This is a genomic window from Staphylococcus sp. HMSC071G07 (genome assembly GCF_001811435.1).
In the GTDB taxonomy this organism is placed as follows: domain Bacteria; phylum Bacillota; class Bacilli; order Staphylococcales; family Staphylococcaceae; genus Staphylococcus; species Staphylococcus pettenkoferi.
This window is the reverse complement of the sequence record NZ_KV804750.1, coordinates 379,007-404,087: the sequence shown is the minus strand read 5'-3', so window position 1 is coordinate 404,087 and position 25,081 is coordinate 379,007. Positions and strand designations below refer to the sequence as shown.

The 25,081-nt window shown below is 38.4% G+C and carries 23 protein-coding genes and 1 pseudogene; 20 read left to right on the top strand and 4 right to left on the bottom strand.

All coding sequences use genetic code 11. The annotated features are described in order from the left end of the window. Position 1 precedes the first annotated feature (1 nt). The 13 genes and pseudogenes from HMPREF2802_RS01945 to hfq all read left to right on the top strand — a co-directional run bounded on the left by HMPREF2802_RS01945 (position 2) and on the right by hfq (position 15,815). Positions 2-307: a thiamine-binding protein gene (locus HMPREF2802_RS01945; RefSeq protein ID WP_070502587.1), complete on the top strand. Its 306-nt coding sequence runs from the start codon at positions 2-4 to the stop codon at positions 305-307. 267 nt (positions 308-574) lie between these two features. Beyond that, complete coding sequence (gene miaB, locus HMPREF2802_RS01940; RefSeq protein ID WP_049405493.1) at positions 575-2,116, top strand: tRNA (N6-isopentenyl adenosine(37)-C2)-methylthiotransferase MiaB; 1,542 nt, start codon at positions 575-577, stop codon at positions 2,114-2,116. Further along, positions 2,116-2,472, top strand: coding sequence for a YlbF/YmcA family competence regulator (locus HMPREF2802_RS01935; RefSeq protein WP_070502586.1), 357 nt, complete (start codon positions 2,116-2,118; stop codon positions 2,470-2,472). The genes miaB and HMPREF2802_RS01935 overlap by 1 nt, the downstream gene beginning before the upstream one ends. Before the next feature lie 25 nt (positions 2,473-2,497). Beyond that, positions 2,498-2,989 carry an energy coupling factor transporter S component ThiW gene (thiW, locus tag HMPREF2802_RS01930; RefSeq protein ID WP_002472426.1) on the top strand — a complete coding sequence of 164 codons (492 nt, stop codon included), beginning with the start codon at positions 2,498-2,500 and terminating at the stop codon, positions 2,987-2,989. 287 nt (positions 2,990-3,276) lie between these two features. Continuing rightward, positions 3,277-5,635: pseudogene (mutS, locus tag HMPREF2802_RS01925) on the top strand (DNA mismatch repair protein MutS); the annotation flags it as partial. A gap of 324 nt (positions 5,636-5,959) precedes the next feature. Continuing rightward, entirely contained in the window at positions 5,960-7,924 is a 1,965-nt protein-coding gene (gene mutL, locus HMPREF2802_RS01920; RefSeq protein ID WP_070502584.1) for a DNA mismatch repair endonuclease MutL, read from the top strand. Between the two features lie 336 nt (positions 7,925-8,260). Then, a complete protein-coding gene (locus HMPREF2802_RS01915) occupies positions 8,261-8,794 on the top strand; it encodes a glycerol-3-phosphate responsive antiterminator (protein WP_070502583.1) in 534 nt (177 codons plus the stop codon). Positions 8,795-8,986: 192 nt separating this feature from the next. Beyond that, on the top strand, positions 8,987-9,805 hold the full coding sequence (locus HMPREF2802_RS01910) for an MIP/aquaporin family protein (RefSeq protein ID WP_070502582.1): 819 nt from the start codon (positions 8,987-8,989) through the stop codon (positions 9,803-9,805). A 283-nt stretch (positions 9,806-10,088) separates the two neighbouring features. After that, the gene (glpK, locus tag HMPREF2802_RS01905) at positions 10,089-11,588 is read left to right on the top strand and encodes a glycerol kinase GlpK (RefSeq protein ID WP_070502581.1); all 1,500 of its coding nucleotides are present in this window, start codon (positions 10,089-10,091) and stop codon (positions 11,586-11,588) included. Positions 11,589-11,735: 147 nt separating this feature from the next. Continuing rightward, on the top strand, positions 11,736-13,409 hold the full coding sequence (locus HMPREF2802_RS01900; RefSeq protein ID WP_002472409.1) for a glycerol-3-phosphate dehydrogenase/oxidase: 1,674 nt from the start codon (positions 11,736-11,738) through the stop codon (positions 13,407-13,409). Between the two features lie 303 nt (positions 13,410-13,712). Continuing rightward, a complete protein-coding gene (locus HMPREF2802_RS01895; RefSeq protein WP_070502580.1) occupies positions 13,713-14,636 on the top strand; it encodes an alpha/beta fold hydrolase in 924 nt (307 codons plus the stop codon). Between the two features lie 14 nt (positions 14,637-14,650). Next, entirely contained in the window at positions 14,651-15,613 is a 963-nt protein-coding gene (miaA, locus tag HMPREF2802_RS01890) for a tRNA (adenosine(37)-N6)-dimethylallyltransferase MiaA (RefSeq protein WP_070502579.1), read from the top strand. Further along, on the top strand, positions 15,600-15,815 hold the full coding sequence (gene hfq, locus HMPREF2802_RS01885) for an RNA chaperone Hfq (protein ID WP_002472457.1): 216 nt from the start codon (positions 15,600-15,602) through the stop codon (positions 15,813-15,815). Before miaA ends, hfq begins: the two co-directional genes overlap by 14 nt. 304 nt (positions 15,816-16,119) lie before the next feature. Here hfq and HMPREF2802_RS01880 read toward each other — a convergent pair whose 3' ends face one another. After that, a complete protein-coding gene (locus tag HMPREF2802_RS01880; protein WP_049405426.1) occupies positions 16,120-16,593 on the bottom strand; it encodes a glutathione peroxidase in 474 nt (157 codons plus the stop codon). Positions 16,594-16,791: 198 nt separating this feature from the next. On the opposite strand from HMPREF2802_RS01880, the gene hflX reads away from it, so the two are divergent. The 6 genes from hflX (at position 16,792) to HMPREF2802_RS01850 (ending at position 22,306) form a co-directional block, all read left to right on the top strand. After that, positions 16,792-18,027: a GTPase HflX gene (gene hflX, locus HMPREF2802_RS01875; RefSeq protein ID WP_070502578.1), complete on the top strand. Its 1,236-nt coding sequence runs from the start codon at positions 16,792-16,794 to the stop codon at positions 18,025-18,027. 19 nt (positions 18,028-18,046) lie between these two features. Beyond that, entirely contained in the window at positions 18,047-19,285 is a 1,239-nt protein-coding gene (locus tag HMPREF2802_RS01870) for a methionine gamma-lyase family protein (RefSeq protein WP_070502577.1), read from the top strand. A gap of 410 nt (positions 19,286-19,695) precedes the next feature. Further along, positions 19,696-20,064 carry a MerR family transcriptional regulator gene (locus HMPREF2802_RS01865; RefSeq protein WP_161801809.1) on the top strand — a complete coding sequence of 123 codons (369 nt, stop codon included), beginning with the start codon at positions 19,696-19,698 and terminating at the stop codon, positions 20,062-20,064. A 21-nt stretch (positions 20,065-20,085) separates the two neighbouring features. After that, on the top strand, positions 20,086-21,426 hold the full coding sequence (glnA, locus tag HMPREF2802_RS01860; RefSeq protein ID WP_002472440.1) for a type I glutamate--ammonia ligase: 1,341 nt from the start codon (positions 20,086-20,088) through the stop codon (positions 21,424-21,426). Between the two features lie 269 nt (positions 21,427-21,695). Then, positions 21,696-21,926: a hypothetical protein gene (locus HMPREF2802_RS01855; protein ID WP_049405418.1), complete on the top strand. Its 231-nt coding sequence runs from the start codon at positions 21,696-21,698 to the stop codon at positions 21,924-21,926. 143 nt (positions 21,927-22,069) lie between these two features. After that, on the top strand, positions 22,070-22,306 hold the full coding sequence (locus tag HMPREF2802_RS01850) for a hypothetical protein (protein WP_002472427.1): 237 nt from the start codon (positions 22,070-22,072) through the stop codon (positions 22,304-22,306). Positions 22,307-22,497: 191 nt separating this feature from the next. Here HMPREF2802_RS01850 and HMPREF2802_RS01845 read toward each other — a convergent pair whose 3' ends face one another. After that, positions 22,498-22,866 carry a hypothetical protein gene (locus tag HMPREF2802_RS01845; protein WP_002472465.1) on the bottom strand — a complete coding sequence of 123 codons (369 nt, stop codon included), beginning with the start codon at positions 22,864-22,866 and terminating at the stop codon, positions 22,498-22,500. A gap of 296 nt (positions 22,867-23,162) precedes the next feature. Then, positions 23,163-23,366 (bottom strand): hypothetical protein, encoded by a 204-nt coding sequence (locus HMPREF2802_RS01840; protein ID WP_002472431.1) that lies wholly within the window; start codon positions 23,364-23,366, stop codon positions 23,163-23,165. A 148-nt stretch (positions 23,367-23,514) separates the two neighbouring features. Between HMPREF2802_RS01840 and HMPREF2802_RS01835 the strand changes: the two genes are divergently transcribed. Then, positions 23,515-24,042, top strand: coding sequence for a thermonuclease NucI (locus HMPREF2802_RS01835; RefSeq protein ID WP_070502576.1), 528 nt, complete (start codon positions 23,515-23,517; stop codon positions 24,040-24,042). 93 nt (positions 24,043-24,135) lie between these two features. Here HMPREF2802_RS01835 and HMPREF2802_RS01830 read toward each other — a convergent pair whose 3' ends face one another. Beyond that, complete coding sequence (locus tag HMPREF2802_RS01830) at positions 24,136-24,996, bottom strand: NERD domain-containing protein (protein WP_070502575.1); 861 nt, start codon at positions 24,994-24,996, stop codon at positions 24,136-24,138. Positions 24,997-25,081: the final 85 nt, after the last annotated feature.

Below are 25,081 nucleotides of genomic sequence, written 5' to 3'. Positions count from 1 at the left end.
CATGGATGATACACTCATGAGTATCCAAGTGATACCAAAAACACCAAATGGGGAAGATGTAATTCCATATGTTGACGAAGCAATTAAGGTGATTCAAGAAGCCGAAATTCCATATCGTGTGGGAGCCCTTGAGACGACTGTTCAAGCAGATATGAATACGTGTCTGATTCTCATTCAGAAGATTAATGATCGCATGGTCGAATTAGAAGTTCCAAGTATTATCAGTCAGGTGAAGTTCTATCATGCACCTGAGGGTATTACGATTGAAACGTTGACTGGTAAATACGATAGTGATCGAGTGGAATAAAGCTTGAAATATGAACTAAGGCTAGCAGTTAAGTTTGCTATAATTTGTAGTGAACAATAATTATGAATAAATTTTTTTCATTTCATCGTTCTAAGTGGGCGAGATTGCTTTTAATACCCCACGCATTTTAACTGGAAAAGTAGCGGTGTCTTTTTGCACATATAAGTAGAATTTAATATAATATAAAGATGATTATGCACAAATCGAAGCATGCGTAAATTAAAGCGTTCAAGCATGCGTGATGATGGAAAGAAAGGGTTATGTAGTGTGAATGAAGAGCAAAGAAAGCGTACTACGATTAACATCTTAGCTGAACGAGATAAGAAAGCACAAGCGGAGAGTAAGAACTTTGAACACGTTTATCAACCGCCAAGTTTGAAACAAGCACGTAAGCGCGGTAAAGAAGAGGTTCAATATAATAATGATTTCCAAATCGATGAGAAATATCGCAATATGGGTCGCGGTCGCACATTTATGATAAAAACCTATGGCTGCCAAATGAATGCACACGATACGGAAGTGATGGCAGGTATTCTCAGTGCCTTAGGTTATCAACCTACAGAAGATATTAATACTGCAGACGTGATTCTCATCAATACTTGCGCGATTCGTGAGAATGCTGAGAATAAAGTGTTTAGTGAAATTGGTAACTTGAAGCATCTCAAACGTGAACGACCTGACGTCTTGCTCGGCGTGTGTGGTTGTATGTCTCAAGAAGAATCTGTCGTGAATAAGATTCTGAAGTCCTTCCAAAATGTAGATATGATCTTTGGTACGCATAATATTCATCGTTTACCGGAAATTCTTGAAGAAGCGTATCTTTCCAAAGCGATGGTCGTTGAAGTGTGGTCTAAAGAAGGCGACGTCATTGAGAATTTACCGAAAGTACGTGAAGGTAATATTAAAGCATGGGTGAATATCATGTACGGTTGCGATAAATTCTGCACCTATTGTATTGTGCCTTTTACCCGAGGCAAAGAGCGTAGTCGTAAGCCTGAAGATATTATTCAAGAAGTTCGTGAACTCGCGCGTGAAGGTTATCAAGAAGTGACATTGCTCGGTCAGAATGTAAACTCATATGGTAAGGATATCGACGGTTTAGATTATGGTTTAGGTGATTTGCTCGCAGATATTTCTAAGATTGATATTCCACGTGTGCGTTTTACTACAAGCCACCCGTGGGACTTCACTGATCGCATGATTGAAGTGATTGCACAAGGCGGCAATATTGTTCCACACATCCACTTGCCAGTTCAATCCGGAAATAACGCAGTATTGAAGATTATGGGTCGTAAGTATACACGTGAAAGTTATCTCGATTTAGTCGATCGCATTAAGGCGCAAATTCCTGATGTAGCGCTAACGACTGATATTATCGTGGGTTACCCAAACGAAACAGAGGAGCAATTTGAAGAGACGTTATCCTTATACGATGAGGTCGGTTTCGAACATGCGTACACGTATCTCTATTCAGAGCGTGATGGTACGCCAGCTGCACGTATGAAAGATGATGTGCCGAAAGAAGTGAAGAAAGATCGTCTTCAACGTTTAAATCGTAAAGTTGCTGCCTATTCTGGTGAAGCGATGAAGCCATACGAGGGTGAAGTTGTGAGCGTGTTATGTGAAGGTACTAGTAAGAAAGATGACGAAGTGCTTGCTGGTTACACTGAGAAGAACAAATTAGTTAACTTTAGAGCGCCTAAGTCAGCTATTGGTAAAATTGTCGATGTGCGCATAGATGAAGCGCATCAATTCTCACTTAACGGTACGTATCTTGGTGAGCACGAAGAAGCGATGGTGACGATGTAATGTATCGTACTGAAGAAATACTTGAACAAGCAGATCGTTTAAGTGCAAAGATTCAAGATTTAGATCTCGTGAAAGATTACCGACGTGTAGAAGAACAGATTCATGCGAATCACAGTATCGACACACGCATGAAAGAATTGAAACGTAATCAGAAACAAGTTGTTAACTTTCAGAATTACGGCAAGATAGAAGCACTCAAAGCGTCAGAGCATACGATTCAGTCGTTAGAGCACGATATCAACCAACTTCCGATAGTCGGTGAATTTCGAACTGCGCAACGAGAAGCCAATGATTTACTTCAATTGATGATTGAGACGATGTCGAAACGCTTAAACAACCATCATCCAGAAGATTGAATAACGAAAGGGGTTGGGTCGTCGAATGAAGACGAGAAAGTTTACATTTACCGCAATATTTATAGCACTCAATGTCATATTGAGTAGCTTTATAGTCATACCAGTCGGACCGATTAAGGCTGCACCTATTCAACATATGATCAATGTCTTATGTGCGGTGTTTGTTGGCCCTTGGTTTGGATTGGCTCAAGCATTGATTTCTTCACTGTTGCGTGTACTGTTTAACACCGGAAGTGCCTTTGCGTTTCCTGGTAGTATGGTAGGTGTGTTACTCGCGAGTGCATTCTATATTTATCGTCGCCATATCTTTATGGCAGCGGTAGGTGAAGTGATCGGTACGGGAATTATTGGCAGCTTAATGTGTATTCCAGTCGCTTGGATCATCGGTTTACACGATTTTGCAGCGAAACCTTTAATGCTAGCCTTTCTCGTTTCAAGTATCATCGGATCAGTTATTAGTTACATCATCTTGATGGTATTGAAACGGAGAGGTATTCTCGATCGCTTTTTAAAATAAAAGATTGATGTCGAAGTCCGAGAAACACGGTGTATGTTTTTCGGGCTTTTAGATTTTTGTAGTCAGTAGAGAAATTATTCAGCTCTTTACAATTATGTCACGAAATTGTGTTTCAGTTATCAGTTTCTTTCTTCAAACACTTTAGATAAAATAATTATATAATTCGTGTGATTTTTCGGCGCACTGATGTAGGATATGTTAAAATTTAAGAGCTAAACATTTTAATAAAATAAGATGACAAAGAACTCAAATAATCATAATGACATAGAAAAAGGAACGTGAAATGCATGGCTAAAGTAACGCCAATGATGCAACAATACTTAAAAATTAAATCTGAATACCAGGATTGTTTATTATTCTTCCGACTCGGAGATTTCTATGAAATGTTCTTCGAGGATGCGAAAGAAGCGTCACGTGTGCTTGAAATCACGTTAACGAAAAGAGACGCGAAAAAGGACGATCCTATCCCTATGTGTGGCGTTCCATATCATTCCGCAGATAGTTACATCGAAACCCTCATTAATCATGGGTATAAGATTGCGATTTGTGAACAAATGGAAGATCCGCGACAAACGAAAGGGATGGTTAAGCGCGAAGTCGTGCGTATCGTGACACCAGGTACTGTTATGGAGCACGGTGGGGTCGATGAGAAACAGAACAATTACATCTTAAGCTATCGACACGACGGTAAAACATATGCGCTCGCGTACTGTGACGTTTCAACTGGTGAATTGCAGGTCACACACTTTGAAGATGAATCAACATTAATCAACGAAATTACAACCATTAATCCGAATGAAATTGTAGTAGATCGTGCTATCACTGAACATTTACAACGTCAAATTAATATGACGACTGAGACAATCACAGTCGTGGACACTATCTCCGACGTACCATACGAGGTCAACACGCTCAAAGACACGAATATGCATGCAGTGACACAGTTACTGCTCGATTACATTCATCATACGCAAAAACGAGATCTTTCACATATTGAAGAAGTGCATCAATATGAAGCGGTTGATTTTATGAAAATGGACTATTATGCAAAACGCAATCTTGAACTTACAGAAAGCATCCGTTTGAAATCGAAAAAGGGTACGTTGCTATGGCTCATGGATCAAACGAAAACGCCGATGGGAGCGCGTCGTTTAAAGCAGTGGATCGATCGACCTCTCATTCAACGACAACAAATTCAACAACGTCTAGATGTTGTGGAACAATTTATTGATCACTTTATCGAACGTGATACGCTACGAGAATATCTCAATCAAGTTTATGATATTGAACGTCTCGTGGGACGAGTGAGTTATGGAAATGTCAATGCCCGTGATTTAATCCAACTTAAACATTCCATCTCAGAAATCCCACGTATCAAGACATTACTCACTCAATTAGATACACAAGCTACAGCCCAATTTGAAGCGCTAGAACCGCTCGATGATTTGTTAGACTTGCTAGAACAAAGTCTCGTCGAAGAACCGCCGATTTCTGTGAAAGAAGGTGGACTGTTTAAATCCGGCTTCCATGAACAACTCGACGAATATCTTGAAGCTTCACGCAACGGTAAAGCTTGGTTAGCCGAACTTCAAGCGAAAGAACGTGAACGTACAGGTATCAAATCATTGAAGATTCGTTTTAATAAAGTCTTTGGTTACTTTATCGAAATTACGAGAGCGAATTTACGCGGTTTCGATCCTCAAGCGTTCGCTTATCAACGAAAGCAGACCTTGTCAAATGCTGAACGCTTCATCACGGATGAGTTGAAAGAGAAAGAAGATTTAATTCTCGGTTCAGAAGACAAAGCGGTAGAGTTGGAATATCAATTATTTACTCAGCTACGAGAACGAATTAAAGATTATACTGAGCGTCTCCAACAACAAGCGAAGATTATTTCTGAGCTCGATTGTTTACAAAGTTTTGCGGAAACGGCGCAGAAATACAATTATGTGCGACCGACATTCAGTGCAGATAAGACGCTAGCGCTAACGGGTTCTCGTCACCCTGTCGTGGAACGTGTGATGGATCGCAATGATTATGTGCCAAATGATTGTCGTCTTGACGAAGCGCAGTACATTTATTTAATTACTGGGCCGAATATGTCTGGTAAATCAACTTATATGAGACAGGTCGCTATCATTAGTATCATGGCTCAGATGGGAGCTTATGTGCCTTGTGATGAGGCAGTGCTTCCAATTTTCGATCAAATCTTCACGCGTATCGGTGCGGCTGACGATTTAGTTTCAGGTAAAAGTACGTTCATGGTAGAAATGCTAGAAGCGCAGAAAGCGTTAGCTAACGCGACAGCTGATAGTCTCATAATCTTCGATGAAATCGGGCGAGGAACTTCAACGTATGATGGTTTAGCCCTAGCACAGTCAATGATTGAATATGTCGCGCAAACATCTCACGCTAAAACGTTATTCTCGACGCATTATCATGAATTAACGACGCTGGATCAGACACTTGAGTGTTTGAAAAATGTTCACGTAGCAGCTAATGAATACCAAGGAGAACTTATCTTTTTACACAAAGTCAAAGACGGAGCGGTCGACGACAGTTACGGCATTCAAGTAGCTAAACTCGCGGACTTGCCTGAAGAAGTCATCAACCGCGCACAAGTGATTCTCGATGCCTTTGAAAAGGATAATGCGCCAGTGAAAGCGAACGGTGAAGGAGGTTCGACATATAGAGATGCCAATGTAGTACATGACAAGGCGCCGCAGTCCGAGAAAGATAAAGACGATAATGAACCAACTCCACATTCAGAGTACAACAAAGAGAACAATTCATCGACTCAGTCTGCTTCAACACAATTCGAACAAACGGCCTTTAACCTCTTCGACGAACCAGTAGAACCTAGCGAAATCGAAGAAGAATTAAAGCACTTAAACATTTCAATGATGACACCAGTCGAAGCATTAGTGAAATTGAGCGAATTACAAAACCGATTGAAATAGAGGTGAAAGCATGGGACAAATTAAAGAACTGCAAACCTCATTAGCAAATAAGATTGCAGCGGGTGAAGTGGTCGAACGTCCAGGATCCGTAGTGAAGGAGTTATTAGAGAATGCACTCGATGCGCAAGCAACCGAAATTACTATCGAAGTAGAGCAATCTGGTATTTCATCTATTCGTGTCGTTGATAATGGAACAGGTATTGAAGCGGACGACGTAGATTTAGTCTTTCATCGTCATGCAACGAGTAAGTTAGACACAGATGATGACTTGTTTCACATTCGTACATTAGGCTTTAGAGGAGAGGCGCTCGCAAGTATCTCTTCAGTTGCGAAAGTCCAGCTGATTACGTGTACGGATGGCCTCGAAGGCTTAGAGGTTTACGCTGAGAATGGACGGATTCTTGAACGTAAGCCAGCTAAAGCGAAACGTGGGACAGATATCACAGTAAAATCGTTGTTCTATAACACACCTGCACGTTTGAAATATGTTAAAAGTTTATACACTGAATTAGGTAAAATAACAGATATTGTGAACCGTATGGCGATGAGCCATCCTGATGTGCGTATCTCACTTTATTCAGATGGAAAAGAAATTTTAAGCACGAATGGATCAGGTCGTACGAATGAAGTGATGGCTGAAATTTACGGTATGAAAGTCGCCAAAGATTTAGTTCCTATCGAGGGCGATACCAGTGATTATCATCTTGAAGGCTTTGTAGCAAAACCTGAGCATTCACGAAGTAATAAGCACTATATTTCAATTTTTATCAATGGTAGATATATTAAAAACTTCGTATTGAATAAAGCGATTCTTGAAGGTTATCATACTTTAATGATGATTGGACGCTACCCTATCTGTTACCTCAATATCCAGATGGATCCGATACTCGTAGATGTAAACGTCCATCCGACTAAGTTAGAGGTACGTTTATCGAAAGAAGAGCAACTGTATTCACTGATTGTGGAAAAGATCAGAGAGGCGTTTAAAGATCGCATTCTTATTCCACAAAATGACATGTCTAAATTCGAGAAGAAAAATAAAGTACTCCATCAATTTGAACAACAAAAGATAGATTTCGAACGCAAACAACAAGTGTCAGATGAAGATCAAACTTCGGATTTAACATCTCATAATGAAGCTGAAACCGAAGAGGCACAAGATAATTCAAATGCAAACGATGAACTATCCGCACATCATGATGCCTCTGCATATCAAACGACATCCGACGAGTCAGAAAGTCAGGTAAGTGAGACGTCTTCAACCGACGACTATGCGTTAGCACAACGTGAAGTGCTTTCAGAACTTGAGAATTCAGATGTTGCAGAGTCATCTGAACATCTTGAAGAAGATACAGACAATATCAAAGGTACAGTGAGCAAGACACCGAGTCGACGGGTTCCGTATGTTGAAGTAGTGGGACAAGTACATGGCACATATATCATTGCTCAAAATGAAAATGGCATGTTTATGATAGACCAACACGCAGCGCAGGAAAGAATTAAATACGAGTATTTCCGAGATAAAATTGGTGAAGTGACGAATGAAGTACAAGATTTACTTATTCCTTTAACTTTCCATTTCTCTAAAGATGATGTCATGATTATCGAGCAGTACAAAGATGAGTTAGAGAAAGTTGGCGTTCATCTCGAACCATTTGGCGGTCACGATTATATCGTCAATAGCTATCCTGTGTGGTTCCCGCAACAAGAAGCGGAAGAAATCATCAAAGATATGATTGAATATGTCTTAGAACATCAGAAAGTGGACGTCAATAAGATTCGCGAAGAAGCAGCAATTATGATGAGTTGTAAAAAGTCTATCAAAGCGAATCATTATTTAAAAAATAGTGAGATGGCAGATTTAATTGATCAATTACGTGAAGCGGAAGATCCGTTCACTTGCCCGCATGGTCGTCCAATTATCGTAAACTTCTCTAACTATGAATTGGAACGGTTATTTAAACGTATCGTCTAGCTAGAAGTGGCGAGCAGATGTTTTTGGTGAACGCTAGCTCATGAATTCGATTTAAGCAAATAAACCATTTAGCGATTGGGAATGTGATCGCTAAATGGTTTGTTCATTATTTTAACAGTTTAAACTATAAAACAAGATTACACCCGAGATTTTACGCAAGTTTCTTGGAAATGAGACACTCTAATATTTCGTATTCGAGTGTTAGACTTTCAAATAAGATGTAATTATTTAAAAGCGCCTGTAACATTAAATATTTTTACTATCAGTTATAGTTTGTAATTTGACCGAGAGTTGAATAAACTTAATTTATACTTAACATGATGAGAGGGATGTCTAATGAAACCAAACATCTTACCTGCAATCAGAACGATGAAAGATCTCGAGAAGCTCATTCAAACTGACTATAAAGAGTGCGTCATATTAGATACGCATGTCGGTCATTTGAAAAGCACGATGGAGTTATTGAAGAAAGCACATGTTGAAACGTATATGCATATCGATTTAATTAAAGGGATGAGTCACGATGAATATGCCTGCGAATATATCATCCAACATTATCATCCGAAAGGCATTGTCTCTACTAAAATGCGCGTATTAAAGAAAGCGAAATCACTTAACACTACAACAATCTTACGTGTCTTTATACTCGATTCTCAGGCGTTAAAAAGAAGTATCGAGCTCATTAAGAAAGCTGAACCAGATTATGTTGAAGTGTTGCCAGGAGTTGCAGGCAAAGCGATTAAGATAATTAAAGAAGAGACCCAAACACCTGTGATCGCTGGCGGTTTAATCAATACACCTGAAGAAGTAACAGAAGCTGTGAATAATGGCGCACATTACATTACTACGAGCAATCGTCAACTCTGGTGATTGCTCGCGTTTCAATTTATAATATCTGAATCAATTCAACTTTTTGTTGACAACGCTTACATGACAAGTGTAAGATATAAACTAAGTTAATATTTTAGGAAGAGATAGGGAGATTTCTGCATGACAAAGCATGGCTAAGGGAGTGCTTTATGATGGAGAAATCTCTCTTTTTTTATCAACAGGAGGGATTTGATGAGTGTTTATTTTGCCGAATTTCTAGGGACAGTGATACTCGCACTATTCGGTGGTGGCGTGTGTGCTAACGTCAATTTGAAGAGAACAGCAGGCTTTGGTGCAGATTGGATTGTCATTGCAGTAGGTTGGGGACTTGCTGTATCATTCGGGGCTTATGCAGTAGGTAATATTTCTGGTGCACATTTAAACCCAGCCGTAACGATTGCTTTCGCGATGGATGGTTCAATTAGTTGGGCGCAAGTACCTGGCTATATTATCTGTCAGATGCTCGGTGGTATTGTCGGAGCAATGTTAGTATGGCTCATGTATTTGCCACATTGGAAAGCGACAGAAGATAAAGGCGCTAAATTAGGTGTGTTCTCAACAGCGCCTGCAATTAAGAACTATTTCGCTAACTTTATGAGCGAAATTATCGGAACAGCAGCATTAACACTTGGCTTACTTTACATCGGTATGAACAAGATTGCAGATGGACTTAATCCATTGATTGTCGGGGCTTTAATCCTCGCGATTGGTGTGAGTTTGGGTGGTCCAACAGGTTATGCGATTAACCCAGCTCGTGACTTAGGTCCTCGTATTGCGCATGCGATACTACCTATCGCAGGTAAAGGTAACTCTAATTGGAGTTACGCTATCGTACCTGTGCTTGGTCCAATTGCTGGTGGTATGATCGGTGCGATGATTTATCGTTTATTCTTCAAAGGTGCTTTCGATGCCTTTTCAATCATCAGTATTGTAGTCGTCATTGTGACATTACTTATCGGTGTAATGATGAATAAATCTAAAGTCGGTCAAGATGCAGAAAGTATTAATTAAGCTGTTATTTTCTGATCTCGTTTTAGTAAAATGGGCTAAAACTTACGTAATGTGGAGAACTTTTATCATAGATTAACGATAACGCTAACTATGTCGCGTGAAAGTATTAGGAACGCGTAAGAATCAATCTATTTTTATGCTGAGATCACTAAGACTACTTTTAGTAAAATGCAGGAACTCGTACGAATTGATTAATCAGTTTATATACGGGAAAACTAAGTAGTAAGAACTTCTAATAACAATTGCGTCAAAAGGGCGAAACTAAACTGAAGGAGTTAAGATTATGGACAAATACATTTTATCTATAGATCAAGGGACAACAAGCTCAAGAGCGATTCTCTTCGACAAAGATGGAGAGATTAAAGGTGTAGCGCAACGTGAATTCAAACAGTACTTCCCAAAATCAGGTTGGGTTGAACACGATGCCAACGAAATTTGGACATCCGTGCTCGCGGTACTTGCTGAAGTGCTCACTGAAAGCAATGTAGGCGCAGATCAAATCGAAGGTATTGGTATTACGAACCAACGTGAAACGACAGTGATTTGGGATAAACATACTGGACGCCCGATTTATCATGCTGTTGTATGGCAATCTCGTCAAACACAAGGCATTTGTCAAGAACTTCGTGACCAAGGTTACGAAGACACATTCCACAAGAAGACAGGTCTTGTGCTTGATCCATACTTCGCTGGAACGAAGATTAAATGGATTCTTGACGAAGTGGATGGAGCTCGTGAGAAAGCTGAGAATGGCGACTTACTCTTCGGTACAGTGGATTCATGGCTCGTATGGAAATTGTCTGGTGGTCAAGCGCACATCACAGATTACTCTAATGCAAGCCGTACATTAATCTACAACATTCATGATCTCGAGTGGGATGACGAACTGTTAGACATCTTAGATATTCCGAAACAAATTCTTCCAGAAGTGAAAGAATCAAGTGAAATTTACGCGAAGACAATTGACTATCACTTCTTCGGTCAAGAAGTACCTATCGCTGGTATCGCAGGCGACCAACAAGCAGCGCTCTTCGGTCAAGCATGTTTCGAGCGCGGTGACGTGAAGAATACGTACGGTACAGGCGGTTTCATGTTGATGAATACGGGTGAAGAAGCGGTGACGTCTGAAAGTGGTCTGTTAACTACGATTGCGTATGGTTTAGATGGTAAGATTAACTACGCGCTTGAAGGTTCAATCTTCGTTTCAGGTTCTGCAATTCAATGGTTGCGCGATGGATTACGTATGATTAATTCAGCACCTCAATCTGAGAATTATGCAGAACGTGTCGAATCATCTGAAGGCGTTTATATGGTACCCGCTTTCGTCGGACTAGGTACGCCTTATTGGGACGCTGAAGCACGAGGCGCGATCTTTGGTTTAACACGTGGTACAGAGAAAGAACACTTTATCCGCGCTACACTTGAATCACTTTGTTATCAAACACGAGACGTACTCGAAGCGATGGAGAAAGACTCTGATATTAAAGTTAATAATTTACGTGTCGATGGCGGTGCAGTTAAAAATAACTTCATCATGCAATTCCAAGCAGACTTATTGAATGTAGAAGTAGAACGTCCAGAAGTCAGCGAAACAACAGCATTAGGTGCCGCTTATTTAGCAGGTCTAGCAGTGAAATTCTGGGATAACAAAGATAGCATTGCGAACGGCTGGAAACTTGAGAAAGAGTTCAAACCTGAAATGGATGACAAAGAGAGAACAAAACTTTATAAAGGTTGGAAGAAAGCAGTCGAAGCTACGCAAGTCTTCAAACTTGAAGATTGATAGTTAGACTTCTCAACATTAACTGTGCTATAATAAGGGTAAGTTAATATTGAGTCGAGATTTTGAGAGACACGAGTCGTTCAATGCAATATGTTGTGTTGGGATGCGTGTCTCTTTTTTTAATAAATATGAGGAGGCGCATAGGTTATGAGTTTATCAACATTGAAGAGAGAACAAGTCAAAACGCGTTTAAGAGATGAAGAATATGATGTCGTGATTATCGGTGGCGGTATTACAGGTGCAGGTATTGCCCTTGATGCGAGTCAACGTGGTATGAAAGTGGCGCTTGTAGAAATGCAAGACTTTGCACAAGGTACAAGTTCACGTTCAACGAAACTCGTTCACGGTGGTCTACGTTACTTGAAACAATTCCAAATTGGTGTCGTAGCTGAAACAGGTCGTGAACGTGCAATCGTTTATGAGAACGGTCCACACGTAACTACACCTGAACGCATGCTTTTACCTATGCACAAAGGTAGTTCTTTAGGTAAATTCAGTACATCTATCGGTTTAACACTTTACGATTTCCTAGCAGGTGTTAAAAAAGAAGAACGTAAAAATATGCTCAGTAAAAAAGAAACAGTAGAAAGAGAACCACTCATCAAACGAGATAAATTAAAAGGCGGCGGTGCTTACGTAGAATACCGTACAGACGACGCGCGTCTTACAATCGAAGTCATGAAACGCGCAGAAGAAAAAGGCGCTACGGTAATTAACCATACGAAATCTATTCACTTCACTTATGATTCAAATGAAAAAGTGAATGGTATCCAAGCGCAAGATATGTTGACGGGTGAAACTTACGATATTCGCGCTAAAAAAGTAATCAATGCAAGTGGTCCATGGGTAGACGAAGTACGTAGCGGTGACTATGCACGTAACAATAAACAATTACGTTTAACTAAAGGTGTCCACATCGTTATCGATCAATCACGTTTCCCATTACGCCAAGCCGTATACTTTGATACTGAGAACGATGGTCGTATGATCTTCGCCATTCCACGCGAAGGTAAAGCATATGTTGGTACAACAGATACGTTCTATGACAACGACAAATCTTCACCTTTAGCAACACCAGAAGATCGTCAATATCTTATCGATGCTATCAACTACATGTTCCCAGATGTTGACGTGTCAGATAGTGATATCGAATCTTCATGGGCAGGTGTACGTCCACTCATTTTAGAGGAAGGAAAAGACCCTTCTGAAATTTCACGTAAAGACGAAGTTTGGGAAGGTAAATCTGGCTTACTCACTATCGCTGGAGGTAAATTAACAGGTTACCGTCACATGGCGAAAGAAATTGTCGACTTACTTTCAAAACGCTTAAAACAAGAATACAAAATGAAATTCAAAAAATGTGAAACGAAACACATCACAATCTCTGGCGGTGACGTAGGCGGTAGCGATAACTTCGAAAACTTTATCGAACGTAAAGTGGAAGATGCAAAAGCTTACCAAATCGATGAAAAAGTGGCACGTCATTTCGCAACGAAATATGGTTCAAACGCAGAAGACTTATTTGAAATTGCACAAACAGCTCAATATCAAGAAACAGGACTTCCACTTGATATTTATACTGAACTGGTATACTCAATTCAAAATGAAATGGTTTATAAACCAACAGACTTCTTAATTCGTCGTACAGGTAAACTTTACTTCAAGATCGATGATGTCCTAAACTACAAAGATAAAATTGTTGAAGTGATGGACGGTTTACTCGATTATACAACAGCAGAAAAAGACGCTTTCAAAGCTGAGTTAGACGAAGCGATCGACGAAGCGCAAACAGGCAATAATCAACCACCTGTTAAAGAGTAAAACGTGTTCATATGTAAAGTTGAATAGCGAGTGCACGCATCCCTAGCCATTAGTGCTAGGGATATTTTTGATGCTAGTAAAGCGCGCAGTTATTATATGTTGAGTGAGATGTTGATGGACAATTAAAGGTTGTAGTGAGAAAATTGTTCAGCTTAGATCAGAAGTCACCAAGCTTTAAACGAAACATCATACTTGCTTAATGTCTAGGATAGTCATGTATGCTTAAGTTGATAACCCTAGATTCAAAGGGTATATTAACAGTAATCCCACAAATCATAGATTGAATGTAATGGGGGGATGATTATGGGACAAGAATCTTTGCAGTTAAGAGTATCAGACGGGGCTGCCATCGAAGTACAAATTGATAAAGCCAAGATTGAAACGGTCGGCGTGATACATATTATGCACGGTATGGCAGAGCACTTTCATCGATACGATAAGTTCGTAGCCTCATTAAATCAACAAGGATATGACGTGATTCGCCATCACCATCGTGGCCACGGTTATCACGTTAACGAGCAAGAACGAGGACATATCCCAAGCTTAAATCGGTCGGCGGCGGATGCCTTTGAAATCATCGAAACGCTTCAAACACGTTATCGAGATCAGCAACCTTATATCGTATTAGGTCACTCAATGGGGTCACTCGTGGCTCGCATTTTAGTTCAATCGCATCCTAAATATGTAGACGGGCTTGTGTTGACAGGTACGCCACAGTACAATCGTTTGAGCGTGCGACTTCAACGTATGTTCCTTAAATTAATTACTATCGTCTGTGGTAAAAAGCGTAAAATGCACTGGCTCAATCAACTAATGTATCGATCATTTAATAAACGTGTGAAAGAAGATAAAGCGCAGAATAGTTGGTTGTCTTCAAATCATGATGAGGTTGCTAAATACAATCAAGATCCCTACAGTGGCTTTGAAGTATCTAATCAACTGATTTATGAAATGATGAAAGCGATTGACACGACGACTAAACTTAAAAATTTAAAGAAAATGAAAGTCACACTTCCTGTTCTGTTGATTGGTGGAAAAGAAGATCCGGTCAATAAGTATGGGCGTGGTGTGCGCTTTTTAGGTAAACGTTTCAAAAAAGCTGGAATCGAACACGTTACTGTACACATGTACAAACACAAACGTCACGAAATCCTTTTTGAAGAAGGGTATGAAAGTGTTTGGCAACACTTATACAATTGGCTAGAAAAACAAATCTTAAGAAAGTAAAGTGAGGGATAGGATTGAAGGATGAGAAACCTTTATTAGTAGTCATCGTAGGACCTACCGCTGTAGGTAAGACAGATTTTAGTATTCAACTTGCTCAGGCCGTGAATGGTGAAATTATTAGTGGCGATTCCATGCAAGTATATAAAGGCATGGATATTGGTACTGCTAAAGCGACACCTGAAGAGCAAGCGGGTATTCCTCATTATATGATTGATATTTTAAATCCAGACGACAATTTTTCAGCCTTTGATTTTAAGAAAAGAGCAGAACAGTATATTTCAGACATCACAAGTCGAGGTAAAATACCCATTATTGTAGGGGGCACAGGTTTATATATTCAATCTCTAATTTATAATTATCAATTTGATCAAGAAGATATTTCGCCAGAACGTGAGGCTCAAGTTAAAGCGCAAATGAAAGATCTCAATACGAAGTCGAATGAAGCATTACATGCGTATTTAATGTCATTTGATCCACGTTCTGCTGAGGCAATTCATCCCAATAATCGAAAACGTGTGAACCGCGCCATAGAATATTTTTTAAAGACGAAAAAACTTTTAAGTTCACGCAAGAAAATGCAACATATGAGTGAAAATTATGATACATTATTAGTAGGGATGGAAATGTCGCGCGACATCTTATACGACAGAATAAATAAGCGCGTCGATATAATGTTGACTCATGGATTATTGAATGAAGTGAATGAACTCGTCCAACAAGGATATGAAACATGTCAAAGTATGCAAGCTATAGGTTATAAAGAGATAGTGCCGGTAGTGAAAGAAGATGTTAAGCTAGAGGAAGCAGTTGAAACACTGAAACAGAATTCTAGGCGTTATGCCAAGCGTCAAATGACTTGGTTTAAGAATAAACTCAATGTAATTTGGTATGATAGAGAGAAAACATCACTCAACTCGATGGTTAATGAGGTTTCAGCCCTAATAAATCAAAGGAGTAAGAATCATGACAGCAACTAATCGCATCCAAGACCAATTCCTAGGGCAATTTAAAGCCGACAAAACTGAAATTGTAGTCTTCTTCGTAAATGGCTTCCAAATGAAAGGTATTATCGAAGACTATGATGAAGAAACGGTAAGTTTGTATTCACAAAATAAGCATCACTTAATTTACAAACATGCCATTAGTACATTCACTGTTGACGAAGGCACTGAAGAGTAAGCGTAGAACAATGAGAATATAAGAGACTAATGATGAAATTATGAAACGAGGAGTAGTACAGCGACCGGAAAGGTTGGATTGTGCTACTCCTTTTAGCATGCATCAAGTTTGTGGAGTTGAGTGAGGTAACAACCTTGTTGCTTAATAATTTGCTGAGTTAGAAAGACAATTTGGAAATGATTATGCGCAACAGCCAACAAAGCTTATATAGACACCAAACCTTATACAAACTTTATTTCTGTTGCGCGAATTATTAGTGAGCATGCTGTGAGAAAGCGGTTAGTTAAATAGTACAAATCAGTTATTATAAAAGTGATTCAATATAACTTTCAATTTGTGATGGATTTCTTTGAGGTCCGAAGCGTTTTACCACGTTACCTTCTCGATCCACTAAGAATTTAGTGAAATTCCACTTTATCTTTTCATTAAAGAATCCCTCTTGCGCATCTGTTAAAAAGTGGAAGAGCGGGTGTTGTCCATCACCTTTAACATCAATCTTTTCATGCATAGGAAATGTCACCCCGTAGTTAATCTGGCAGTTTTGACGTGCTTCTTCACCATTTCCAGGCTCTTGGCCACCAAATTGGTTACATGGAAAACCGAGCACAACAAAGCCTTGCGATTTAAATTGTTCGTATAACTTCTGTAAACCTTCAAATTGTGGAGTAAAACCACATTCACTTGCTGTATTGACAATTAACATGACTTGTCCACGATATTTTTCTAATCGATAAGTTTCTCCATTTACTTTTTCAACTTCAATATCATAAATACTCATTTATTCAATGCACCTCTAATTAATATTGTGTTTATTCATCTGTCGTTATAGTTCCTATCATACATTATAATTCCGGATGAGTTGATTCTTAAGCCTTATACATGAGTTTAATGGAAGCCATTCTACAATTCCTCTAATAGTTTTCGTGTGCTTCCTATGATAAAATGACTAGGAAAACTGTTGAAAGAGGTGTATGAATTGAGTCGCAGTCACACTAAAACTACTGCTAAGCCGAAAGAAAAAGCGATTCTTATCGGTGTGAATGAGAATTCAGAGAAACAATTTGATTTTGACTCTACGATGCATGAACTCAATGCCCTTTCAAAGACGTGTCAATTGGACGTAGAAATGTCTTTTACACAAAATAGGGAAAATATTGATCATAAATATTACGTAGGTAAAGGTAAACTAGATGAGATTAAAGCCTATGTTGAACATAATGACGTAGATGTCGCAGTGACGAACGATGAGCTTACGACTGCACAATCTAAGACGTTAAACGGTAATCTCAATATTAAAATTATTGACCGTACTCAACTCATACTTGAAATCTTCGCTTTACGTGCGCGTAGCAAGGAAGGTAAATTACAAGTTGAACTCGCGCAACTTGATTATCTCTTGCCACGTTTACAAGGCCACGGTCGTAGTTTATCACGCCTTGGTGGCGGTATTGGTACACGCGGTCCAGGTGAGACAAAGCTAGAGATGGACCGCCGTCATATTCGTACGAGAATGAATGAAATTAAACATCAACTTCAAACGGTCGTGGATCATAGGGAACGCTATCGTAACCAACGTGAGCAGAACAAAGTTTATCAAGTCGCTTTAGTTGGCTATACCAACGCTGGTAAATCCTCATGGTTCAATGCGTTGACGGATGCTGAAACCTATGAGCAAGATAAGCTCTTCGCCACGTTAGACCCTAAGACGAGACAGCTACAAATTAACGATGGTTTCAACATGATTATTTCAGATACGGTAGGCTTTATTCAGAAGTTGCCAACTACACTCATTGCTGCATTCAAATCCACGCTTGAAGAAGCTAAGGGTGCAGATTTGTTATTACATGTCGTCGATAGTAGTCATAAGGAATACCGTACTCAATTCGATACGGTTAATCGCATCTTGAATGATCTTGATATGGATGGGATTCCTCAAGCAGTTATTTTTAATAAAAAAGACTTGTGCGATCAAGCCATACCAAGCGCTGCTGAACCTTCCGTCTTCGTTTCAGCTAGAGATGAACAAGATATTGAAAAAGTAAAAACATTATTATACGAACAAATTCAAGAGACGCTAGATTATTATGAAGAGCATGTCGACAGTAGTGATGCGAAGCGTCTGTACTATTTGAAACAGCATACTTTAGTGACTGAGTTAACCTTTAATGAAAATACCAATCAGTACGATATTAAAGGTTATGCCAAAGATTAAATAAAGGAAGCAGATGACTATGATTGATTTAATGCAACAAGTAAATGAGACGGAAGAAATATTACAACCTTACTTTCGTCAAATTGAAGAAACAGCATATCGTAATCAAGCGCGTGTATTAGATGCGTTTCATAAAGTTAAAGTGACTGAAAGTGATTTGGTCGGCACAACGGGTTATGGCTATGATGACTTTGGTAGAGATCACTTAGAAGCGATTTATAGTGAAACCTTTGGAACAGAAGATGCACTCGTTCGCCCTCAAATTATTTCAGGAACACATGCAATCACGCTGGCACTTCAAGCTAACTTACAACATGGTGACGAATTACTCTACATTACGGGTGACCCTTATGATACATTGCTTGAAGTCATCGGTATCAACGGTAATGAAATTGGCAGCTTACTTGAACAAGGCGTGCATTATCAGAAAGTCGATTTAAAAAACGGTGAAATCGACCTCGCAGGTGTGGAAAGCGCTATTTCTTCACGTACGAAAGTTGTAGCTATCCAAAGATCGAAAGGTTACGATCAACGCCCTTCGTTGAATGTTGCTCAAATTCAAACGGCGATTCAACATATCAAAGAAATCGATTCTAATATTATTGTCTTTGTTGATAATTGTTATGGTGAATTTGTAGAAGAACTTGAACCTACGCATGTGGGTGCAGATTTGATGGCCGGTTCCTTAATTAAAAATCCTGGTGGTGGTTTGGCTAAAATCGGTGGCTACATTGTAGGAAACGAAGACTTGATTCAACGCTGTGGTTACCGCTTGACTGCACCAGGCATAGGGAAAGAAGCGGGCGCTTCCCTGTCATCATTACACGAGATGTATCAAGGCTTTTTCCTAGCGCCACATGTAGTGAGTCAAAGTTTGAAAGGCGCGTTGTTTACGAGTCTGTTATTAGAGAAGCTTGAAATGAACACATCTCCTAAGTTTGATGTACCTAGAACGGATTTAATCCAAACTGTACAATTCCAAACAGCAGAACAAATGATTCAATTTTGCCAAAGTATCCAGCACGCATCGCCAATTAATGCACATTTCAGTCCTGAGCCCGCTTATATGCCAGGTTATGAGGATGATGTGATTATGGCTGCAGGCACCTTTGTACAAGGATCTTCTATTGAATTGTCAGCAGATGGGCCTATTCGTCCGCCTTATGAAGCTTATGTTCAAGGTGGATTAACCTATGAACACGTCAAATTCGCGGTCATTCATGCGGCGAATCAACTTCTTGAAAATCATTTAATATAATGGGCAATAAGCCAAGATTTTACGGTAGTATTGAAAGGGAATTTATTTCATAAGTAGCGATTAAAAGTATTCGTGAACATGGATGAGGTAAATACTTTCTTCTACTGTGTGAAATCTTGGCTATTTTTGTTATATACGCAGCTGTATTGCTTTAATTTTTTGCTTTGCTGCTGAAATAAAAAACTGTTTTATCACAACTTAATGTAGGTGATTCTGAAATTAATTTTAGTTAAATTGTCAATTTTATAACTTTTAACAAGCGCGTGTTTGAAAAAAGTAGAGTAGGGAAGTTGGATAATAAGCTGTCATGATGCGATTTCTATCACTCATGTTAGGAAACCTTACATATTTTTGTGTTTTTAAATATAATGTGGTAAATTTAAGACAAGTTCAATATAGAGGTGAGGTGCTTGAAGTCAAACGACGCGTTAAGGCGTAACATGGCCGTGTTCTCTATGAGTGTTGTAAGTAAACTCAGCGAATTGTCACCGAGACAAATTCGTTATTACGAAACACATGAACTTGTTAAGCCTGAACGAACCCAAGGCAATAAACGGTTGTTCTCACTGAATGATTTGGAAATTTTACTTAAAATTAAGACATTAATTGAAAAAGGTTTTAATATGAAAGGGATTAAACAAATCATGAATGATAAACAAGATCATCTTTCAAGTGATGAACAACAGAAACGCAAACACATGATAGTTGAAGCTACTCAGAAACCGCAGAGGGAATCAATACCGATAAATCGTGGTGACTTATCACGCTTTATCAATTAACTATACTGGAGGATAAGATTCATGCCAAAACGTTCATTTAGTAAAGACGATATTCGTAAATTTGCTAAGGAAGAAAATGTTCGCTATCTACGTTTACAATTTACAGATATTTTAGGAACAATTAAAAACGTAGAAGTACCAGTCAGTCAATTAGAGAAAGTATTAGACAACGAAATGATGTTTGATGGTTCTTCTATCGAAGGATTTGTTCGCATTGAAGAATCCGATATGTACCTATATCCAGATTTAGATACATGGGTAATCTTCCCATGGACAGCTGGTCAAGGTAAAGTCGCACGTCTCATCTGTGATGTTTACAAAACAGATGGTCAACCATTCGAAGGTGACCCACGTGCTAACTTGAAACGTGTACTTAAAGAAATGGAAGATCTCGGTTTCACAGACTTAAACTTAGGACCTGAACCAGAATTCTTCTTATTCAAGTTAGATGAGAAAGGTGAACCAACGCTAGAATTAAATGATGATGGTGGGTACTTCGACCTTGCACCTACAGACTTAGGTGAGAACTGTCGTCGTGACATCGTGCTTGAATTAGAAGACATGGGCTTCGATATCGAAGCAAGTCACCATGAAGTTGCGCCAGGTCAACACGAAATTGACTTTAAATATGCAGATGCTGTAACTGCATGTGATAATATTCAAACATTCAAATTAGTGGTTAAGACGATTGCACGTAAACACAACCTTCATGCAACATTTATGCCTAAACCATTATTCGGTGTCAACGGTAGTGGTATGCACTTTAATATCTCTTTATTTAAAGGTAAAGAGAATGCATTCTATGATGAAAAAGGCGACATGCAACTTACTGACGATGCGTTCCACTTCACAGCAGGTATCTTGAAGAACGCACGTGGATTTACAGCTGTATGTAACCCACTCGTTAACTCTTACAAACGTTTAGTGCCTGGTTACGAAGCACCATGCTACATTGCTTGGTCAGGTAAGAACCGTTCACCACTTATCCGTATCCCAACATCTCGCGGTATGTCAACACGTGTTGAGGTACGTTCAGTAGACCCTGCTGCTAACCCTTACATGGCATTAGCTGCGATCTTGCAAGCAGGTCTAGACGGTATTAAAAATAAACTTCAAGTACCAGAACCAGTTAACCAAAACATCTATGAAATGAATCGTGAAGAACGTGAAGAGATTGGTGTTCAAGATCTTCCATCAACACTTTACACTGCATTAAAAGCGATGAAAGAAAACGATTCTATCAAAGAAGCTATGGGTAATCATATCTACAGTCAATTTATGAATAGTAAATCAATTGAATGGGATTATTACCGTACACAAGTTTCTGAATGGGAAAGAGAACAATACATGAAGCAATACTAGGTGCTAGACAAATGGGACGTCCCCTTGAGACTTATCGTCTTGAGGGGATTTTTGTGTTATGGACAAAAATTGAGTACAAAGCATAGGGTTATTGATAGATACGGCTTGCTGGCGTAAAGAATTAGCGATTGTAATTAAGTTGAATACAATAGAATGATGATAAATTGAGTTACTATATGACAAATAAACTAACAATTCATTATTTCAGAAATGAATTAACTATCAATATTCGTTATACTGTACCTAGTAAACAAAGGAGGTTATCTATTATGTACGCAAGAGCAAGTATTGAAAAATCTTTCTATATTTTAAATCACGGTAAAGAGTATAAGATTGATTTAATTAATGCGGATGACTCCAAAGACTTAGATTACGATTATTACGCAGTGGCTTATCGTGATGGTGTGAATAAAAGTGTCGGTGCTGACAGCGTTCGTGAAGCTGAATCTAAAGCAAATGAAGCTGTTGACTTAGTAATGGATGCTTTAAATGAAAAATGATAATCAATAGAATGTTTAAGGGCCTTGTAACCAAGTATTACAAGGTTCTTTTTTATTTAGATATAAAAATTATTGTTCTTACTTTTAAAAATAATTCAACTTGGGTATGCATTGTAATGAATTCAAATAAAGGAGGAACTTGTATGGAATACGATATCCACTTATTTAACAAAGATGATAATCACATTGGTTCATTTAAATATGAAAGTGAATATAAAGTACCTGAACAAGAAATTGAATTAAAAGAAGAACTTCAGAAATTATTTGGTAATCAAAGTGAAGTTCAAACGCACGATGAGAAAACAATTCAAACAAGCGACGTAGCTAACATTGAAATTAATGCATTTAATTTAGATAAACGTATTGAAATGAAATTATAGTTTGAACTTTATAGAAGTAGGATGGCATTTATTCCAAATTTAATGCTATCCTACTTTGTTATTGTATTGGTTGAATTTGCGTGGCATATATTGACTTGAGTAGAGTTTTAAACACTCGAGTGAGAAAATGAAAGCTGGGTAGTTAACGATTAAAAATTGATGAATCGAAGTGAGTTTGTGCAGAAATAATTTTAAATTAAGCCTATTGTTTTAAAGAATGTACAGACTACGCCAACTGATAAACCTAAAAGCCACTTCAGTTCTTTGGATTCATGTTCATTAATTTTAGAGTCTATCAGTACTCCAATTTGTTGAGGTAATGCTTCAATTTTACTTTCGAGACGGTCAAATCTTTTATCAACTTCTTTAAATCTTCTATCTACTTCCTCAAACCGTTTGTCGATAGAATCAAAGCGTGCATTATTTACTTTTTCATACTGCTTAAATTCGTCTTTGGTTACCATTTTATCGATAGAGGCTTGTAGTTGATGCGTGGGTGCAGTGTAAAGGGCAGGATAGTACTCGGTGTTGAGTTGAGGTTGTTGTTTGTTGTCATTCATTGGGGAATGCTCCTTTCGATGAAAATCTTTGATGTGTTCAGATGGCATATGTTACATAGATAACTATATTTAATTTATAGATTAAAGTTATTATACAACGATGATATCAAAGAGTAAAGTACAAACAATTTGAAAGAGGTAAGATGTTAGAACGATGTTCACAAGATTGACGAAAGAATGATAATTATTGTACCAATTAATTTTTTATCACATATAGCTTCAAAAGTTGCGAAATAAAAGAGAGCAAGAGTGCTTACACAGCTCCTCTCACTCTCTCGATGAATGACTTTAACTATTTAATTATTATGTTTCTTTTTATTTCGTTTAGATACAATAAGTGAAATGACTTGAACGATAAAGCCAACGAAAACACCAAGAAAAATTGCGATTACAGCAGAAACAATCATTGGTAAATCGAAAGATACTTGGAGAATGACTCCAATAATAATAGCCACAATAACTGCGACTAAAGTAATTAAATTTTCTTTAACTATGCTCACAATGTTCACTCCAATCATCAATTATTATAGCATGCAGTTAATGAATAACTAAATGTTCAACACCTTGACTTTTTAACTTTCTCAATATTGACGTAGCCTACGAGATTCATTAAGATAAAGCGGTATATCATTTTAAGAAGGTGACTTAATGAAATCGAAGAAAAGTCTTACTGTCATTATCGTAGCTATTGTGGTCATAGGTGTTTTGGCTTTTCAATACATTAACCACACTGGACCTTTTAAACGAAGTGGGTCAGATAGTGAAGCACCTGAGAATACGGAGAAAGTGCATGTCGAACGTGTGGTTGATGGCGATACCTTTGTGGCACGCGATGCCCATCATAAAAGGTTAAAAGTGCGCTTAATAGGGATGGATACACCTGAGACAGTTAAGCCTAACACGCCTGTACAACCCTATGGTAAGGAAGCTTCAAATTATAGTAAAAAGCATTTAAATCAGCAGGATGTATATCTTGAATACGATAAGGAGCGAGAAGATCGCTATGGTCGTACACTTGCGTATGTATGGTTAGATCAACATACGATGTTTAATAAAGAGTTAGTGGAGAAAGGCTTAGCGAGAGAGAAGTACTTTGCGCCTAATGGGAAGTATCGTGATGTCTTTAAACGCGCTGAGCGACAAGCTAAGAAAGAGCATCGTAATATTTGGAGTTAAATCAATCGTTAGTAGGTAAATGAGATTATTAAAAAGCCCTTATACCGTGATAAGTAAGATATAAGGGCTTAACGTATGCGTACAACTTTTATATTAATTTAATTTTTCAACGAGACGAGTGAACTGTTCTTGAGATAGTGAATTGTTATTTTTAGATATCGTTTCACCAATCATTTCTCGTAAAGAGCTTTTCGAAGATACGGTATCCGCGTATTGCTCTCTTGTAGCTGGACCATCAATGATATTGACACTACCATCTGTAAAGTAAACCAAGCCAATACATGGTACAAATTGATTAAGCTTCTGCTCAATTCTTTCTTCAATTACTTTGGCGTTCACAGCTGCACGTTCAAACGGATCATGTTGATAGAAGTCATAGACGATGGAATTATTTTTAATACGTTCAATAAATGTATACGTTGTAGGTCTTGTAGACTGAAACTGACTGTGAAATTCACTTGCAATATAATGACCGACAACATCGTCAGTAGACTTAGGCGCATCTAAATATTCTTTGTTAGGGTCGACAGTGAAGTGGTAAAACGTTTTTTGTTTCCAGTTCTTCACATCGATATTAAAAATACCTTTATCCGTAATAACGATATAATCAAAGGTACGCGCATATTCAAATAATGGATGCTTAACTGCTAAATTACTAGTGGGTAAGATCTCATAGTATTGAATTTGCCCTTGCTCTTGATATTTAGCTAGAATTTCGTGCAAATCTTGTCGTGCTTTGCGTATACCATGATGATACGTATCCTTATTCGCATCGATATTGAGTATTTGATTTTTTAACTGCGTATTCTCTTGTTTGATTGTACTCATCTTGCGAATCACTTGATCTTTGGCATAACGCTCAGAATCAAGTTTACTTTGCATGGCACGATGATTAATTATATGTGCCACGATAAGAAATATAATTACAATGATAAGAATATAAATTACAAACATAATTACCATCCTACTTTTCTATTTTAGTTTATGTATTCGTATGTAGAGTCAGTTTAAACGAATTGATAGTTAGAATCCTATACGT

Bases quoted from the DNA above. Each gene is read 5' to 3' on its own strand.
- HMPREF2802_RS01945 (WP_070502587.1), top strand. From the start codon at position 2: ATGGATGATACACTCATGAGTATCCAAGTGATACCAAAAACACCAAAT.
- HMPREF2802_RS01935 (WP_070502586.1), top strand. From the start codon at position 2,116: ATGTATCGTACTGAAGAAATACTTGAACAAGCAGATCGTTTAAGTGCA.
- thiW (WP_002472426.1), top strand. From the start codon at position 2,498: ATGAAGACGAGAAAGTTTACATTTACCGCAATATTTATAGCACTCAAT.
- mutL (WP_070502584.1), top strand. From the start codon at position 5,960: ATGGGACAAATTAAAGAACTGCAAACCTCATTAGCAAATAAGATTGCA.
- HMPREF2802_RS01915 (WP_070502583.1), top strand. From the start codon at position 8,261: ATGAAACCAAACATCTTACCTGCAATCAGAACGATGAAAGATCTCGAG.
- HMPREF2802_RS01910 (WP_070502582.1), top strand. From the start codon at position 8,987: ATGAGTGTTTATTTTGCCGAATTTCTAGGGACAGTGATACTCGCACTA.
- glpK (WP_070502581.1), top strand. From the start codon at position 10,089: ATGGACAAATACATTTTATCTATAGATCAAGGGACAACAAGCTCAAGA.
- HMPREF2802_RS01900 (WP_002472409.1), top strand. From the start codon at position 11,736: ATGAGTTTATCAACATTGAAGAGAGAACAAGTCAAAACGCGTTTAAGA.
- HMPREF2802_RS01895 (WP_070502580.1), top strand. From the start codon at position 13,713: ATGGGACAAGAATCTTTGCAGTTAAGAGTATCAGACGGGGCTGCCATC.
- hfq (WP_002472457.1), top strand. From the start codon at position 15,600: ATGACAGCAACTAATCGCATCCAAGACCAATTCCTAGGGCAATTTAAA.
- HMPREF2802_RS01880 (WP_049405426.1), bottom strand. From the start codon at position 16,593: ATGAGTATTTATGATATTGAAGTTGAAAAAGTAAATGGAGAAACTTAT.
- HMPREF2802_RS01870 (WP_070502577.1), top strand. From the start codon at position 18,047: ATGATTGATTTAATGCAACAAGTAAATGAGACGGAAGAAATATTACAA.
- glnA (WP_002472440.1), top strand. From the start codon at position 20,086: ATGCCAAAACGTTCATTTAGTAAAGACGATATTCGTAAATTTGCTAAG.
- HMPREF2802_RS01855 (WP_049405418.1), top strand. From the start codon at position 21,696: ATGTACGCAAGAGCAAGTATTGAAAAATCTTTCTATATTTTAAATCAC.
- HMPREF2802_RS01850 (WP_002472427.1), top strand. From the start codon at position 22,070: ATGGAATACGATATCCACTTATTTAACAAAGATGATAATCACATTGGT.
- HMPREF2802_RS01845 (WP_002472465.1), bottom strand. From the start codon at position 22,866: ATGAATGACAACAAACAACAACCTCAACTCAACACCGAGTACTATCCT.
- HMPREF2802_RS01835 (WP_070502576.1), top strand. From the start codon at position 23,515: ATGAAATCGAAGAAAAGTCTTACTGTCATTATCGTAGCTATTGTGGTC.
- HMPREF2802_RS01830 (WP_070502575.1), bottom strand. From the start codon at position 24,996: ATGTTTGTAATTTATATTCTTATCATTGTAATTATATTTCTTATCGTG.